We start from the raw sequence: 11,509 nt of genomic DNA, 5'->3' as shown, positions 1-11,509 counted from the left end.
ATCGGAACCACGGCCATGGACAATTCCAGCCAGGACAAGCAGCCCTTCAACCTGTCACGTTGGGCGATCGGACATCCGAGCATCGCACGCTTCCTGTTCGGGCTGATCATCATCACCGGTGCGCTCGGCCTGATGCGCATGGGCCAGAGTGAGGATCCGGAATTCACCTTCCGCGTCATGGTGGTGCAGGCAGTGTGGCCGGGCGCCTCGATCGAGGAGATGCAGGACCAGGTCGTCAACAAGATCGAGCGCAAGCTGCAGGAAACGCCGCATCTCGACTGGGTCAAGTCCTACACGCGCGCCGGCAGCGCCATCATCACCGTGCAGGTCAAGGGCGACACCGACACCGCCGAGGTGAAGGACGCCTTCTATCAGGTGCGCAAGAAGGTCGGCGACATCTCGAGCGAGCTGCCGCAAGGCCTGCTCGGACCCTATTTCAACGACGAGTTTGGCGATACCTTCATCACGCTGCACTCGATCGCGGGCGAGGGCTACAGCTATCCCGAACTGAAGACGCTGGCGATCAAGGCACGCGACATGCTGCTGACGACGCCCGGCGTCGAAAAGGCCGTCATCCTCGGCGACCAGCCGCAGCGCATCTATATCGACGTCTCGTCCAAGGCATTGGCCGAACGCGGCCTGACGCTGAACGACGTGCGCAACACCATCGCCGGGCAGAACAACATCGACCCGGCGGGTGCTGTCGACACCGGCACGCATTCGGTGCGCATCTCGGTCGAGGGCGACCTGTCCAAGACGGCCGATATCCGCGAGCTGCGACTGCGCGCCGGCAACCAGGTCACCCGCCTCGGCGACATCGCCACGGTGACATCGGGTCTTGAGGATCCCTACCAGCGCAAGTTCCGCTACAACGGCCAGGACAGCGTCCAGGTCGGCGTGGTGATGGCCAAGGGCTTCAAGGTCACCGACGTCGGCAAGGCTGTCGAAGAGACCTACAAGCGTTTCGAGGAATCGCTACCTTACGGCGTGTCGGTCGACCAGATCTCCAATCAGCCGGAAGTGGTCAAGGAAGCCATCGGCGAGTTCATGAAGGCGCTGATCGAGGCGCTGCTGATCGTGCTGGTGGTGTCGTTCCTGTCGATTGGCTGGCGCTCGGGCCTGGTCATCGCGATCACCATACCGCTGGTGCTCGCCGCCACCTTCGCTGTCATGTACCAGCTGGGCATCGACCTGCAGCGCATCTCGCTCGGCGCACTGATCATTGCGCTTGGCCTGCTCGTCGACGATGCGATGATCGTCGTCGAGATGATGGAGCGAAAGCTCGAGGAGGGGCTGGTCAAGGTCGAGGCGGCGTCATTTGCCTATTCCTCGACGGCGTTCCCGATGCTGACGGGCACGCTGATCACCACGGCAGGCTTCATTCCCGTCGGCTTCGCCGAATCCACGGCGGGTGAATATGTGCGCTCGCTGTTCTATGTCGTCGGTATCGCCCTCGTCATCTCGTGGTTCGTGGCCGTCTATTTCACGCCATGGCTCGGCAACATGATCCTGAAGCAGCGCAAGCATGCCGGCAGTCATCACGATGCCTTCGATACCAACTTCTACCGCCGCCTGCGCGCGACGGTGAGCTGGGCCGTGCGCCACCGCATCATCGTGCTTGTCATGACGCTGGTGACCTTCTTCGGCTCGCTGTTTGCCTTCCAGTTCATCCCGCAGAACTTCTTCCCGCAGTCGTCGCGGCCGGAAATTCTCGTCGACCTGTGGCTGCCCGAGGGCACCAGCATCAAGGAGGTCGAAAAGCAGGCCCAGGCGCTGGAAAAGCGCATGATGGACGACCCCGACAAGAAGTTCATCGCCACCTATGTCGGCGAGGGCGCGCCGCGCTTCTTCCTGCCGCTGGACCAGCAGCTGCGCAACCCGAACTATGCCCAGCTTCTGATCATGGCCAATGACGAGCCGGCGCGCGAACGACTGATCACCAAGCTGCGCACCATCCTGGCCGAGGATTTCCCCTCGATCCGCGGCAAGGTCGATCGCCTGTTCCTCGGACCGCCGACAGGCTGGCCGGTGCAGCTGCGCGTCATGGGGCCAGACCGGGCCGAAGTGCGCCGCATCGCCGACGAGGTGAAGGCCAAGTTCGCGGCGACGCCGGAACTCGGCGCCATCCATGACGACTGGCTGGAACAGGTGCCGGCGATGAAGCTGGTGGTCGATCAGGACAGGGCGCGGGCGCTTGGCGTATCGTCGCAACGCATCCGCCAGATGCTGCAGGCAACGATGCAGGGCGCGCCGCTCGACAATTTCCGCGACGGCGAGGAGACGGTATCGATCGTCGCCCGCGAGCCGGAGGCCAACCGTCACCTTCTGACGGCGGTCAACTCGGTCTATATTCCGACCGACTTTGGTGGGTTCGTGCCGCTGTCGCAGGTGGCCAAGGTGGTGCCTGTCATGGAGCAGGGCATCGAATGGCGCCGCGACCGCCTGCCGACGATCACGGTCAGGGCGACGCTGCCCGACCACATCCAGCCCAACGACGTGGCGATGAAGCTCTATGCCGATCTCAAGCCGCTGCGCGACGGCCTGGCTCCCGGCTACAAGGTCGAGATCCAGGGCGGTGCCGAGGACGCGGCCGAAAGCCAGGCCTCGATCGCCGCCAAGGCGCCGGTGATGTTGCTCGTCATCGTGCTTTTGTTGATGGTGCAATTGCAGCACTTCGGCAAGGCAATGCTGGTGCTGGCGACAGGTCCGCTCGGCATCATCGGGGCCGCTGCGGCATTGTTGATCTCAGGCGCGCCGTTCGGCTTCGTGGCGATCCTCGGCGTCATCGCGCTGCTCGGCATCATCATCCGCAACTCGATCATCCTCGTCGACCAGATCGACCAGGACATCGCGGCGGGCATGGAGCGCTCAGAGGCGATCATTGGCGCTGCCGTGCGCCGCTTCCGGCCGATCGTTCTGACGGCGATGACGGCGGTGCTGGCGCTGATCCCGATTTCCTGGGGCGTGTTCTGGGGCCCGCTCGCCTATTCGATGATGGGCGGCATCCTGGTCGCCACCTTGCTGACCATCCTGGTGCTGCCGGCCGGCTATGCGCTGTTCTTTGGCCGTGAGCCGAAGACCAAGCCGGCCGAACCGCTCGCGGCGAAGGGCGAAAACACCGCTGCGATCGTTCAGCACCCGGCGCTGGCGGCGGAATAGTCGCGAGCCAAGCGCTGAGCTTTCAACCGGCTCCTGCCGCATGCAGGGGCCGGTGTTCGTTTGGGCAGGCCGTCGTGGTTAGGGCGCCACCTTCGGCGCCCGCTGGTCGATACCGTTCTGGTGCAGCGTCATGCTGGTGGTACGGCCGTCGGCGCCGACGTCGAAGCTGAGCTGGGCGTTGACGACCTTGAGGAAGAACTGGCTGTCGTTCTCGGCAAAAATCTCGTGGCGGCCCTGGCCGGTCGCCTGGGCGAAAAGGCTTGAGCCTTCGCGGGTGATGGCGATCTCGAACTCCGGGGCCAGACTGTAGACGCCGACATAACGGTCGTAGATCGCCGGATCGAGCGTGATGGCGACACGTTCTCTTGGCGGTTCGGCGAGCGGGTTCTTGCTGTCGAGCAGGTGTCGGCCGATGTCGTCGACGCCGGCTTCGGTCGAGGTGTTGGAAAGGGCTACAACCCCGACACTCTTGGCCGGCATGAAGCCGAGATAGGAGCGATAGCCGCCGGTGCCGCCATTGTGCCAGATGACCTGGTCGTCGCCACTTCCCGAGATGACCCAGCCGAGCCCGGTCTCGTCGCCTTCGGCGCCGGACGGGCGACGGATGGCCAAGGTGGTGGCAAGGGCCGCATGAAGCGGCGAAGCGGGCGCATCCACCAGCATCTCGACGAAGTTCAGCATGTCGTCGGCGGTCGACAACATGGCGCCGGCGCCGGCGAGCGTCGGCAGGTCCCAGTTCAGCACCGGCATCAACTGGGCGTCGTGGCCATTGGCCAGGCGCGACTTCATGTAGACGGCCGGCGTATCGGCGGTGGAGCGCATGTTGAGCGGAGCAAGGATGCGCTCGCGCACCAGCGCGCCATAACTCAGACCGGCCCGGCGTGACAACGCATGGCCGAGCAGGCCCATTCCGAGATTGGAGTATTCGTACTGGCTGCCGATGGCGCGCGGCAGTTCGTAGGCCGACAGGAACGCGTACATCTGATCGACGGAATAGTCGGCATACGGATTGTCGTCGTCGGCCGGTGCCATGTTTTCGGGCAGACGTGGCAGGCCGGAGGTGTGGGTGGCGAGGTCGGTCAGGGTGATCTCGCAGCCGTCGCGCGTCGGCATATGGACGGTGGCTGGCAGATGCATGGCGACCGGGTCGTCGAGCCCGACCTCGCCGCGCCCAGCCATCTCGGCGAGCAGCAGCGTGGTGAAGACCTTGGTGATCGAGCCGATCTCGAAGCCGGTGTCGGCGTCGACCGGGCGGGCGTAGAAGGCGCCGAAATTGCCATGCGAGACGATGACGCGGCCCTCCGGGCCGAAAGTGCCGACGACGATGCCGACGCTCTGGCGCTGCTGGTCGATGCGCTCAACGAGGATGCGCTTGATCTCGGCCGGGGATGGAAAGTGCGGGTTGGAGGAAACTGCCGCGGCAGAAAAGGTCATCTCGGACGTGCCCTCATATCAGACTGGATAATCGCTGATAGGCGGCGGACATTGCACTAGCATGGCGCGATGAAGCGCTGCCGCGCGTCACTTCCCAGCGATGGCAATATCTCCCGGTGTCAGGCCGACGAGCTCGCGGTAGCGGTCGGGGTCGGTGGCACCCTCGGTGATGACGAGCAGGACGCGCGAATGTGCGTCGAGGCCGATAGTGGCGCGCATGTCGGCGTCACGCGCGGCGACGAGCAGGCCGGCGAGGCCGGCGCCGCCGCTTTCGCCCGCGACCACCACGGGATCATGGTCGAAGGGGCGGGCAAGCAGGTTCATAACTTCGACGGCTGTCTCGTCCTCGACGGTCATGAAGGCATCGGCGACGCGCGACAGCACGCGCCAGGCGACCTGCGACGGCTCGTAGCATTCGAGCATCGCCATGACGGTCGGTTCGCCATGGGCGATCTTGACCGGTTTGCCTTGCCGCGCGGTCTCGAAGATGCAGGCGGCGCGGGCGGGATCGACGACGACGAAGGTCGGGCGCGCCTCGCCATAGCGGTTGGCGAGATAGCCGGCAGCGGCAGCGGCGATGCCGCCGACGCCGGCCTGGATGAAGACATGGGTCGGCGCTTCAGGCAGCTTTTCGAGGGCTTCGCGGAAGATCGCCGTGTAACCCTGCATGACTAGGCCCGGGATGCGCTCGTAGCCGGGCCAGGAGGTGTCGGAGACGACGGTCCAGCCATTGGCCTCGCAGACCCGCGCCGCCTCGGCGACCGAGTCGTCATAGGTGCCGGCGACGCGCTCCATCACAGCGCCGTAGCGGGCGATGGCCGCAACGCGCGCGTCGCTGACCCCGCCATGGACGAAGATCACCGAGCGCGCTCCGACAAGCTGCGCCCCTTGTGCGACCGAGCGGCCGTGGTTGCCGTCGGTGGCGCAGCCGAAAGTCATGGCGGCGGAGATTTTTGCCACTTCGGGGCTGTGCAGTTCGGCGATGGCGACCGGACGGCCGAGCCGCGCTTCCGCCGCCTCCAGCACGAGGCGAATGACGGCATAGGCGCCGCCGAGGGCCTTGAAGCTGCCGAGGCCGAGGCGAAAACCCTCGTCCTTCAGATGGACGGCGCCGATGCCAAGTTCCCGGGCCAGCGCCGGCAGCGAGCGAAGCGGAGTCGGGCGATGGTTGGGCCGGTGCGACAGGAAGCGTTCGACCGTCTCGGCGGCTTCGATACCAAGCGTTTCCGCATCGACCGCTTCGAGCGGCTTGCGATAGTCGGCGTGCTGGTTGCGGATAAGCATGGGCGATATCTCCTCGATCGACGCATTCATATTGCACCGGTCATGAGAAATGCGCTCTTATCTGGCCAGTTTTGTGCAAGTTTGTATCGCGGGGACGATGTCTTGAGGAATGTCGGCAAAGCTGTCGAGCTCGACGATTTCGACCTGAAGATCCTCGATATTCTGCAACGCGACAATGCAACGCCGCAGCGCGAGATCGGCGAGGCGGTGCATTTGTCGGCGCCGGCGGTGCAGCGGCGCATCAAGCGTATGGAGGAGGGGGGCGTCATCGCGGCCAACGTCGCTGTCGTCGACCCCGACAAGGTCGGGCGGCCGATCACCATCATCGTCGAGATTTCCATCGAGAGCGAGCAGATCGGCCTGCTCGATGCCACCAAGGCAAGTTTTGGTGCGGCACCCGAGGTGCAGCAATGCTACTACGTCACCGGCGAGGCGGATTTCGTGCTGGTGGTGACGGTGGCCAGCATGGCCGAATATGAGGCGCTGACGCGGCGGCTTTTCTTCGCCAATCCCAACATCAAGAAGTTCCGCACGCTGGTGGCGATGGACCGGGTCAAGGCCGGGCTGACGGTACCGCTGGGTGCTTGATATTCCCATGAGGCCGACTTGATCTGAATCCCAACGGCCCGATGGGCGAAAAAAGAGACCCGCCGGAGCGGGTCTGTGAGGTGCTGGGGATCGGCATTGAAAACTGAATGGAGCGATATCGGATCAGTTCGAATTGGTGTTCGAGTTGCTCGAAGAGTTGGTACTCGTCGAGGTGCTTGTCGAGGAACTGGTACCCGTATTGCTCTGGGAGTCGCTGTTGGTGGTGCAACTGCCGTTGGAGCAGCTTTTCGAGCGCGAGCTGGATTTGCTTGTCGACTTCGAGACGGTGACCGACCTGCTGCCGATCAGAATGAGGTCATCGTTGCGGGACAGGCCTGCCGGGTCACCTGGGGCTGATACCATCGGTGCCACATCGGCGACCGAGAATGCCACTACTGTTCCGAGGATGCCTGCCGCGAAGGCGAATGTGCTGAGACCTGCCATGGCGCCGTGCTCCTTTCCCGCCGGCAGCCCCGGAGGGGGCAGCCATGAGGGTCATTGAACACGCTTAGGCGGGAGGCGTGAATTCGCACATTGGAGCTACTGCTCCAGGGCTAGTGGTGGCCGGTGCCGGCTGCGGTTTCGTGAGCCGAGATCGGCTCGATGTTGAGCGTGACCTCGCAAGGCGCGCAGAATACCGCGCCCGGCATATGGTCGCTTTCGGCCAGGGCGAAGCGGACCGCCGAATCCTTGTCGGCAAAGATGCCGCCGACCATGCCCAGTTCGTCGCTGACGACCCAGCGCCCCTGCGGGTCGCGGCCGACCATGAAGCGGTGGGCGTGAAGCGCCGGATGGATGTCGCGAGCAAGAGTACCCATGATGTCGTGCCTTTCTTGAAGTTCCCGGGAACGGTGCTGCCGTCTCTCGAGAGGTTCGTTGCATTTCACGATGTGATGCCCTCGCCATATGAATTCGATTGGCGGCGCGGGACGAAGAAATTCAAATCTCATAAATGCCTGGCGTTGGGGGCCGCGCGGGCGGCCATCCGGACGGAACGGAGCGCGCGCGAGGGGGCCTGCGCGTCGAGCACCGACAGGTTGTCGCTGATAGCGGATGCAGTATTCGGTTCGACCTCGACCAGGGGCAGCCGGACGTCCGATGCCATCTTGTCCATCAGGTGAAGCGCATGCTTGACCGGCACCGGGTTGACTTCCAGTTCGAGTGCCGCAATGAGCGGGCGCAGGCGGTTGTTGATGACGCGGGCGGCGTGCGGGTCGCCGATGCGGCAGGCGTTGTGCATGGCAGCGCACAGGCGCGGCGCGATGTTGGAAACCACCGAGATGGTGCCACTGCCGCCCATGGTGTTGAAGCCGAAGGCGGTGGCGTCGTGGCCGGACAGCCAGACGAAGCGCTCGCCGAACCTTTGGGCGAACGCCATTGGGCGCGACAGGTCGCCGGTCGCGTCCTTGAAGCCGACGATGTTGGGTATGTCGGCCAGCCGCTCGATGGTGGCAGGTGTCAGGTCGACGCCGGTGCGGCCCGGCACGTTGTAGACGATGATAGGAGTGTCGACCTTGGCGGCGATGGACTCGAAATGCCTGACGATGCCGGCCTGGCTCGGCCGGTTGTAATAGGGCGTGACGACCAGCACGGCATCGGCGCCGAAATCGCGCGCCGCGGCGGTGAATGCGATCGTCGATTCGGTGCTGTTGGTACCAGTGCCCGGGATGACCGGAACGCGCCCGTTCGCCACTGTGACCGTCTTGCGGATCACCATGATGCGTTCATGCCAGGACAGCGTCGGGGCTTCGCCCGTGGTGCCGCAGGGAACGAGGCCGTTGATGCCTTCTGATATCTGCCAGTCGACAAAAGCTGCGAGGCTTTTCAGGTCGACTTCACCGTCCCTGAAAGGTGTCGGCAGCGCTGAAATGGCGCCGAAAAGGCGACCGCGAAGCTGGTCATTGTGCGTGGCGTTGGTGTTCATGGCTGGAAGATCCATCATGCTGGTGGGAAGGGGGGCGGTGGCGGTGCGCCACAGTCGGCTGCTGGAGGCTGGCCAGCAGTGACGCAAGAACGGCGGCGGCGAAATCGGCGTGTTCGGCCGTGGCGGTTCGTCTGTTGCCGGCTGCGTCGCAGCGCACGGTACAGACCCAGTGTCCTCTCTGATTCCTGACGTTTCCGACCGATCTCGGCGGGTCGGCGCTCGCGGCAAGCAACAGCACCGCGTCGAGCAGCGCGTCGGCTTCCATCAGCGCCCTGAACTTGCGGCGCATCGTGCTGTCGAGGTCATCGAAGCCGAGAATTTCGGCGGCTGCCCAGACGTGGTGCTCGCGGAGGATCCTGACGTCGGCGACACGGTCGATCAGGGCTGCGATGGTTTCCGGCTTCATGACGGAAGAGATAGTCCTCCGCGCCATGTGAATTCGAGAGAGGGAAGCGGGCTGCTTTATATGAATCGCATAGGGACGAAGCGGCCTGTTGCCATATGCGGAAACGTATCGAAACGGCAGGCAGGCGTGCAACGAAGTTGCGCCAGCGTGCGCCAATGAGAGCGCAATTCTCGCTGCGTGCAGGCTAGAACGGCGTAGCTAACTGGCGCCAGCCTGCATGGGAAAACGATGATCCTTTTTTACCAGACGCATTCGCCTTTCGCCCGCAAGGCGCTGGTGTTCGCCCAAGAGGCCGGCATCGTCGACCGGCTGGAGGTGATCCACCACGAGACAAGCCCGACCCTGCGCAATGCGCGTGTCTACGCCGAAAACCCGCTCGGGAAGGTGCCGGTGCTTTTGCGCGACGGCGGCGAGCCGATCTTCGATTCCGACGTCATCTGCGCCTATTTCGACACGTTGCATGACGGTGCGAAGCTGATTCCTGAGGCGGGCGAGGCGCGCTGGCGGGCCCTGCGGCTGCAGGCAGTGGCGCAGGGGCTGGCGCAGGCGGGCATCGGCCTGCGCTGGGAGACGGAACGGCGGCCCGAGCATCTGCGCTATCAGCCCCTTGCCGAGGGCTACAGCGACAAGATCGAGGCGAGCTACGACTGGCTTGAGGGTGCCATCGATGCCGATGCGCCGCTCAATGTCGGGCACATCGCGGTGGCGACGGCGCTGTCGTGGATGGCGTTTCGCGAGCTTCCGTCGTTTCGCGGGCGGGCGCGGCTGACGGCCTGGTTCGACGCGTTCGAGCAACGTCCGTCGATGCTGGCGACACCCTTGTCGGGCGAGACGCACGACCGGTAGGTCGCTGCGCGCCTTGGCGGCGCGCAGCGTGGTTTAGGACTGTCAGGCCGGCTTGACCGGCGCGTTCATCGCCCAGGCGACGCCGAACGGATCGCGCAGCTGGCCCCAGCGGTCGCCCCAGAACATGATGTCGAGCGGCACGACCACTTCGCAGCCGGCATCGACGGCGCGCTTCCACCAGGCATCGATGTCGTCGCCGAGGATGAGCTGCATGACGTAGCCCTGCGCCTTCTCGTGCGCATGGCCGTGTTCGGGATAAGCATCGTTCAGCATCAGCGACGAGCCATTGATGTAGAGGTGGCAGTGCATGGTCCGGCCCTGCTCATCGGCGGGGTAGGCGAAGACCTGCTCGGCGCCGAAGGCACGTTTGTAGAACTCGGCCGCCTTGAAGGCGCCGTCGACCTGCAAGTAGGCGATCAGGCCACCAAGGACCTTCGGGGCAGGGTATGCTTGAGCTTCCGACATCAGTTGTCTCCGTTCCTCGCTTGAGCCGATTGCCACTTGCGGTGGCGCATTTCAGGACATCCGTAGCCGCCGTCGGCCGATGCCTCACTGCAAGGACGAGCGGCGACCGCCACATCCGACATGGTCGGCGAGATTCTTTTGTATCGGAGCCGAAGTAGGCTGAAAGCGTGCGGCTCCGTTGCAAACAACGACCTGGATCACGCTACCAACTGCGAACGGGTGCCGACCACGTCGCGTATGTGCACTGCCAATTCTGCCGAGAGGCGCGTCGGCCCAGCATGCGGCTGATAGAGATTGATCCAGAAGCTTGGCAAGGACGGCAGCCCATGCCGCTCGCCCAGAACTTCAAAACCCGGCGGTATGGTCGAGGCCAGCAGCGGTGCTACCGCAATATCGGCGTCGAGTGTCGCCAGGATGGGATCGAAATTGCTGTCTTCGCAGACCCAGCGCCAGACGCGCCCATGGTCTGCCAGAGCCTTGAGCGCGAAGGGCCTGAGGAAACAGGTTTCGTCGTCCGTCGATATCGGCAGGGGATCGCGTTCGAAGGCCTGGCCACCCTTGGCACCGACCCAGACCAGTGGGTCAGATAGTAGCGTCTCGCCATTGTGGCCACATTTTTTCTCCACCGCGAAGGTCAAGTCGACTTCGCCGCCGTCGAGCTTTTCAAGCAGGCGCTGGCTTGAGCCGCAGACAAGGGACACCCGCACGCGGGGCCAAGCCTGGTCGAATTGCCTGAGGATCGGTGCGCGAAGCAGCGGACGAAATCGGAAGGCATGCCGAGACGGATTTCTCCCTCGAATTCGGCTTCGTTCATCGCCGACCAGACCTCGTCATTGTTGCGGACAAGGCGGCGCGCCTGAACGACAAGGCGCTGGCCCGTTGGCGTCAGCTTCAGGCCCTTGCGGTCGCGTTCGAAGAGGGCGCAGCCGAAACAGTCTTCGAGCCGCTTCACCTGCTGGCTTACGGCTGCCTGTGTGAGGTTGAGTACCTTGGCCGAACTGGTCATCCCGCCGGTGTCGACCACGGCCAGGAATGCTCTCAGCAACGCGATATCGATGTTGTTTGGCATAAGAACTTCTTATCGAGGCCATAATATACATTCGTTTCCATTATGCCAGTCGGGTCGCTAGCCTGTTCCCATTCCCTGGAGACCGGCCATGACGACCATGATCGAAAATCAAGGCAAGACCCCCTATGGCGGCATGCTCGCCCGCGCCATCCTGGTATCAGTCAGTTCGGCGGCGTCGACCTTACGCGAATGGCGTGCTGCGCGGAGACTGTCGCGCCTGGACGATGCCGCCTTGAAGGATCTCTGCATCTCGCGCGGCAATATCGATTGGCTGGTGCGGCATCGACCGGATGAGCATCAGGACAATGAGCCGTGCTAGCTATGGTTCTTTGTC

Annotated in this window: 13 protein-coding genes; 5 read left to right on the top strand and 8 right to left on the bottom strand. The window is 64.0% G+C overall.

The features are described from left to right. Positions 1-15: 15 nt before the first annotated feature. Positions 16-3,159 carry an efflux RND transporter permease subunit gene (locus HNQ95_RS01505; RefSeq protein ID WP_182573314.1) on the top strand — a complete coding sequence of 1,048 codons (3,144 nt, stop codon included), beginning with the start codon at positions 16-18 and terminating at the stop codon, positions 3,157-3,159. Between the two features lie 78 nt (positions 3,160-3,237). On the opposite strand, the gene HNQ95_RS01500 is transcribed toward HNQ95_RS01505, so the two are convergent. Both HNQ95_RS01500 and HNQ95_RS01495 read right to left on the bottom strand, forming a co-directional pair. Beyond that, positions 3,238-4,593, bottom strand: a complete 1,356-nt coding sequence (locus HNQ95_RS01500; RefSeq protein ID WP_182573313.1) for a serine hydrolase — start codon at positions 4,591-4,593, stop codon at positions 3,238-3,240. An 87-nt stretch (positions 4,594-4,680) separates the two neighbouring features. After that, positions 4,681-5,877 (bottom strand): diaminopropionate ammonia-lyase, encoded by a 1,197-nt coding sequence (locus HNQ95_RS01495; RefSeq protein ID WP_182573312.1) that lies wholly within the window; start codon positions 5,875-5,877, stop codon positions 4,681-4,683. Positions 5,878-5,979: 102 nt separating this feature from the next. Between HNQ95_RS01495 and HNQ95_RS01490 the strand changes: the two genes are divergently transcribed. Both HNQ95_RS01490 and HNQ95_RS01485 read left to right on the top strand, forming a co-directional pair. Then, on the top strand, positions 5,980-6,465 hold the full coding sequence (locus HNQ95_RS01490) for an Lrp/AsnC family transcriptional regulator (protein ID WP_246340515.1): 486 nt from the start codon (positions 5,980-5,982) through the stop codon (positions 6,463-6,465). A gap of 133 nt (positions 6,466-6,598) precedes the next feature. Next, the gene (locus HNQ95_RS01485; protein ID WP_182573310.1) at positions 6,599-6,967 is read left to right on the top strand and encodes a hypothetical protein; all 369 of its coding nucleotides are present in this window, start codon (positions 6,599-6,601) and stop codon (positions 6,965-6,967) included. A 52-nt stretch (positions 6,968-7,019) separates the two neighbouring features. Here the strand turns inward: HNQ95_RS01485 and HNQ95_RS01480 are convergent, their stop codons facing one another. From HNQ95_RS01480 to HNQ95_RS01470, 3 genes are all read right to left on the bottom strand, one after another. Beyond that, positions 7,020-7,283, bottom strand: a complete 264-nt coding sequence (locus HNQ95_RS01480) for a hypothetical protein (RefSeq protein WP_182573309.1) — start codon at positions 7,281-7,283, stop codon at positions 7,020-7,022. Positions 7,284-7,411: 128 nt separating this feature from the next. Then, a complete protein-coding gene (gene dapA, locus HNQ95_RS01475) occupies positions 7,412-8,389 on the bottom strand; it encodes a 4-hydroxy-tetrahydrodipicolinate synthase (RefSeq protein ID WP_182573308.1) in 978 nt (325 codons plus the stop codon). Then, entirely contained in the window at positions 8,364-8,795 is a 432-nt protein-coding gene (locus tag HNQ95_RS01470; RefSeq protein ID WP_182573307.1) for a hypothetical protein, read from the bottom strand. The genes dapA and HNQ95_RS01470 overlap by 26 nt, the downstream gene beginning before the upstream one ends. Positions 8,796-9,023: 228 nt before the next feature. On the opposite strand from HNQ95_RS01470, the gene HNQ95_RS01465 reads away from it, so the two are divergent. Continuing rightward, a complete protein-coding gene (locus HNQ95_RS01465; RefSeq protein ID WP_182573306.1) occupies positions 9,024-9,641 on the top strand; it encodes a glutathione S-transferase family protein in 618 nt (205 codons plus the stop codon). Between the two features lie 42 nt (positions 9,642-9,683). On the opposite strand, the gene HNQ95_RS01460 is transcribed toward HNQ95_RS01465, so the two are convergent. The 3 genes from HNQ95_RS01460 to HNQ95_RS34145 form a co-directional block, all read right to left on the bottom strand. Further along, a complete protein-coding gene (locus HNQ95_RS01460) occupies positions 9,684-10,106 on the bottom strand; it encodes a VOC family protein (RefSeq protein WP_067959564.1) in 423 nt (140 codons plus the stop codon). Between the two features lie 197 nt (positions 10,107-10,303). Then, positions 10,304-10,813, bottom strand: coding sequence for a type 2 periplasmic-binding domain-containing protein (locus HNQ95_RS01455; protein WP_182573305.1), 510 nt, complete (start codon positions 10,811-10,813; stop codon positions 10,304-10,306). Further along, positions 10,741-11,112 carry a LysR family transcriptional regulator gene (locus tag HNQ95_RS34145; RefSeq protein ID WP_376769241.1) on the bottom strand — a complete coding sequence of 124 codons (372 nt, stop codon included), beginning with the start codon at positions 11,110-11,112 and terminating at the stop codon, positions 10,741-10,743. Before HNQ95_RS34145 ends, HNQ95_RS01455 begins: the two co-directional genes overlap by 73 nt. A 151-nt stretch (positions 11,113-11,263) precedes the next feature. Between HNQ95_RS34145 and HNQ95_RS01445 the strand changes: the two genes are divergently transcribed. Continuing rightward, positions 11,264-11,494, top strand: coding sequence for a DUF1127 domain-containing protein (locus tag HNQ95_RS01445; protein ID WP_182573303.1), 231 nt, complete (start codon positions 11,264-11,266; stop codon positions 11,492-11,494). Positions 11,495-11,509 lie beyond the last annotated feature (15 nt).

Origin of the sequence: Aminobacter ciceronei (assembly GCF_014138625.1) — a bacterium.
In the GTDB taxonomy this organism is placed as follows: Bacteria; Pseudomonadota; Alphaproteobacteria; order Rhizobiales; family Rhizobiaceae; genus Aminobacter; species Aminobacter ciceronei.
Note: the sequence above shows the minus strand (reverse complement) of the source record. Positions and strands in the feature narration are given on the sequence as shown.

What these genes read in the sequence shown, in the direction of transcription:
- HNQ95_RS34145 (WP_376769241.1), bottom strand. Translation starts at nt 11,112, where the DNA reads ATGACCAGTTCGGCCAAGGTACTCAACCTCACACAGGCAGCCGTAAGC.
- HNQ95_RS01505 (WP_182573314.1), top strand. Translation starts at nt 16, where the DNA reads ATGGACAATTCCAGCCAGGACAAGCAGCCCTTCAACCTGTCACGTTGG.
- dapA (WP_182573308.1), bottom strand. Translation starts at nt 8,389, where the DNA reads ATGAACACCAACGCCACGCACAATGACCAGCTTCGCGGTCGCCTTTTC.
- HNQ95_RS01445 (WP_182573303.1), top strand. Translation starts at nt 11,264, where the DNA reads ATGACGACCATGATCGAAAATCAAGGCAAGACCCCCTATGGCGGCATG.
- HNQ95_RS01470 (WP_182573307.1), bottom strand. Translation starts at nt 8,795, where the DNA reads ATGAAGCCGGAAACCATCGCAGCCCTGATCGACCGTGTCGCCGACGTC.
- HNQ95_RS01480 (WP_182573309.1), bottom strand. Translation starts at nt 7,283, where the DNA reads ATGGGTACTCTTGCTCGCGACATCCATCCGGCGCTTCACGCCCACCGC.
- HNQ95_RS01495 (WP_182573312.1), bottom strand. Translation starts at nt 5,877, where the DNA reads ATGCTTATCCGCAACCAGCACGCCGACTATCGCAAGCCGCTCGAAGCG.
- HNQ95_RS01500 (WP_182573313.1), bottom strand. Translation starts at nt 4,593, where the DNA reads ATGACCTTTTCTGCCGCGGCAGTTTCCTCCAACCCGCACTTTCCATCC.
- HNQ95_RS01460 (WP_067959564.1), bottom strand. Translation starts at nt 10,106, where the DNA reads ATGTCGGAAGCTCAAGCATACCCTGCCCCGAAGGTCCTTGGTGGCCTG.
- HNQ95_RS01465 (WP_182573306.1), top strand. Translation starts at nt 9,024, where the DNA reads ATGATCCTTTTTTACCAGACGCATTCGCCTTTCGCCCGCAAGGCGCTG.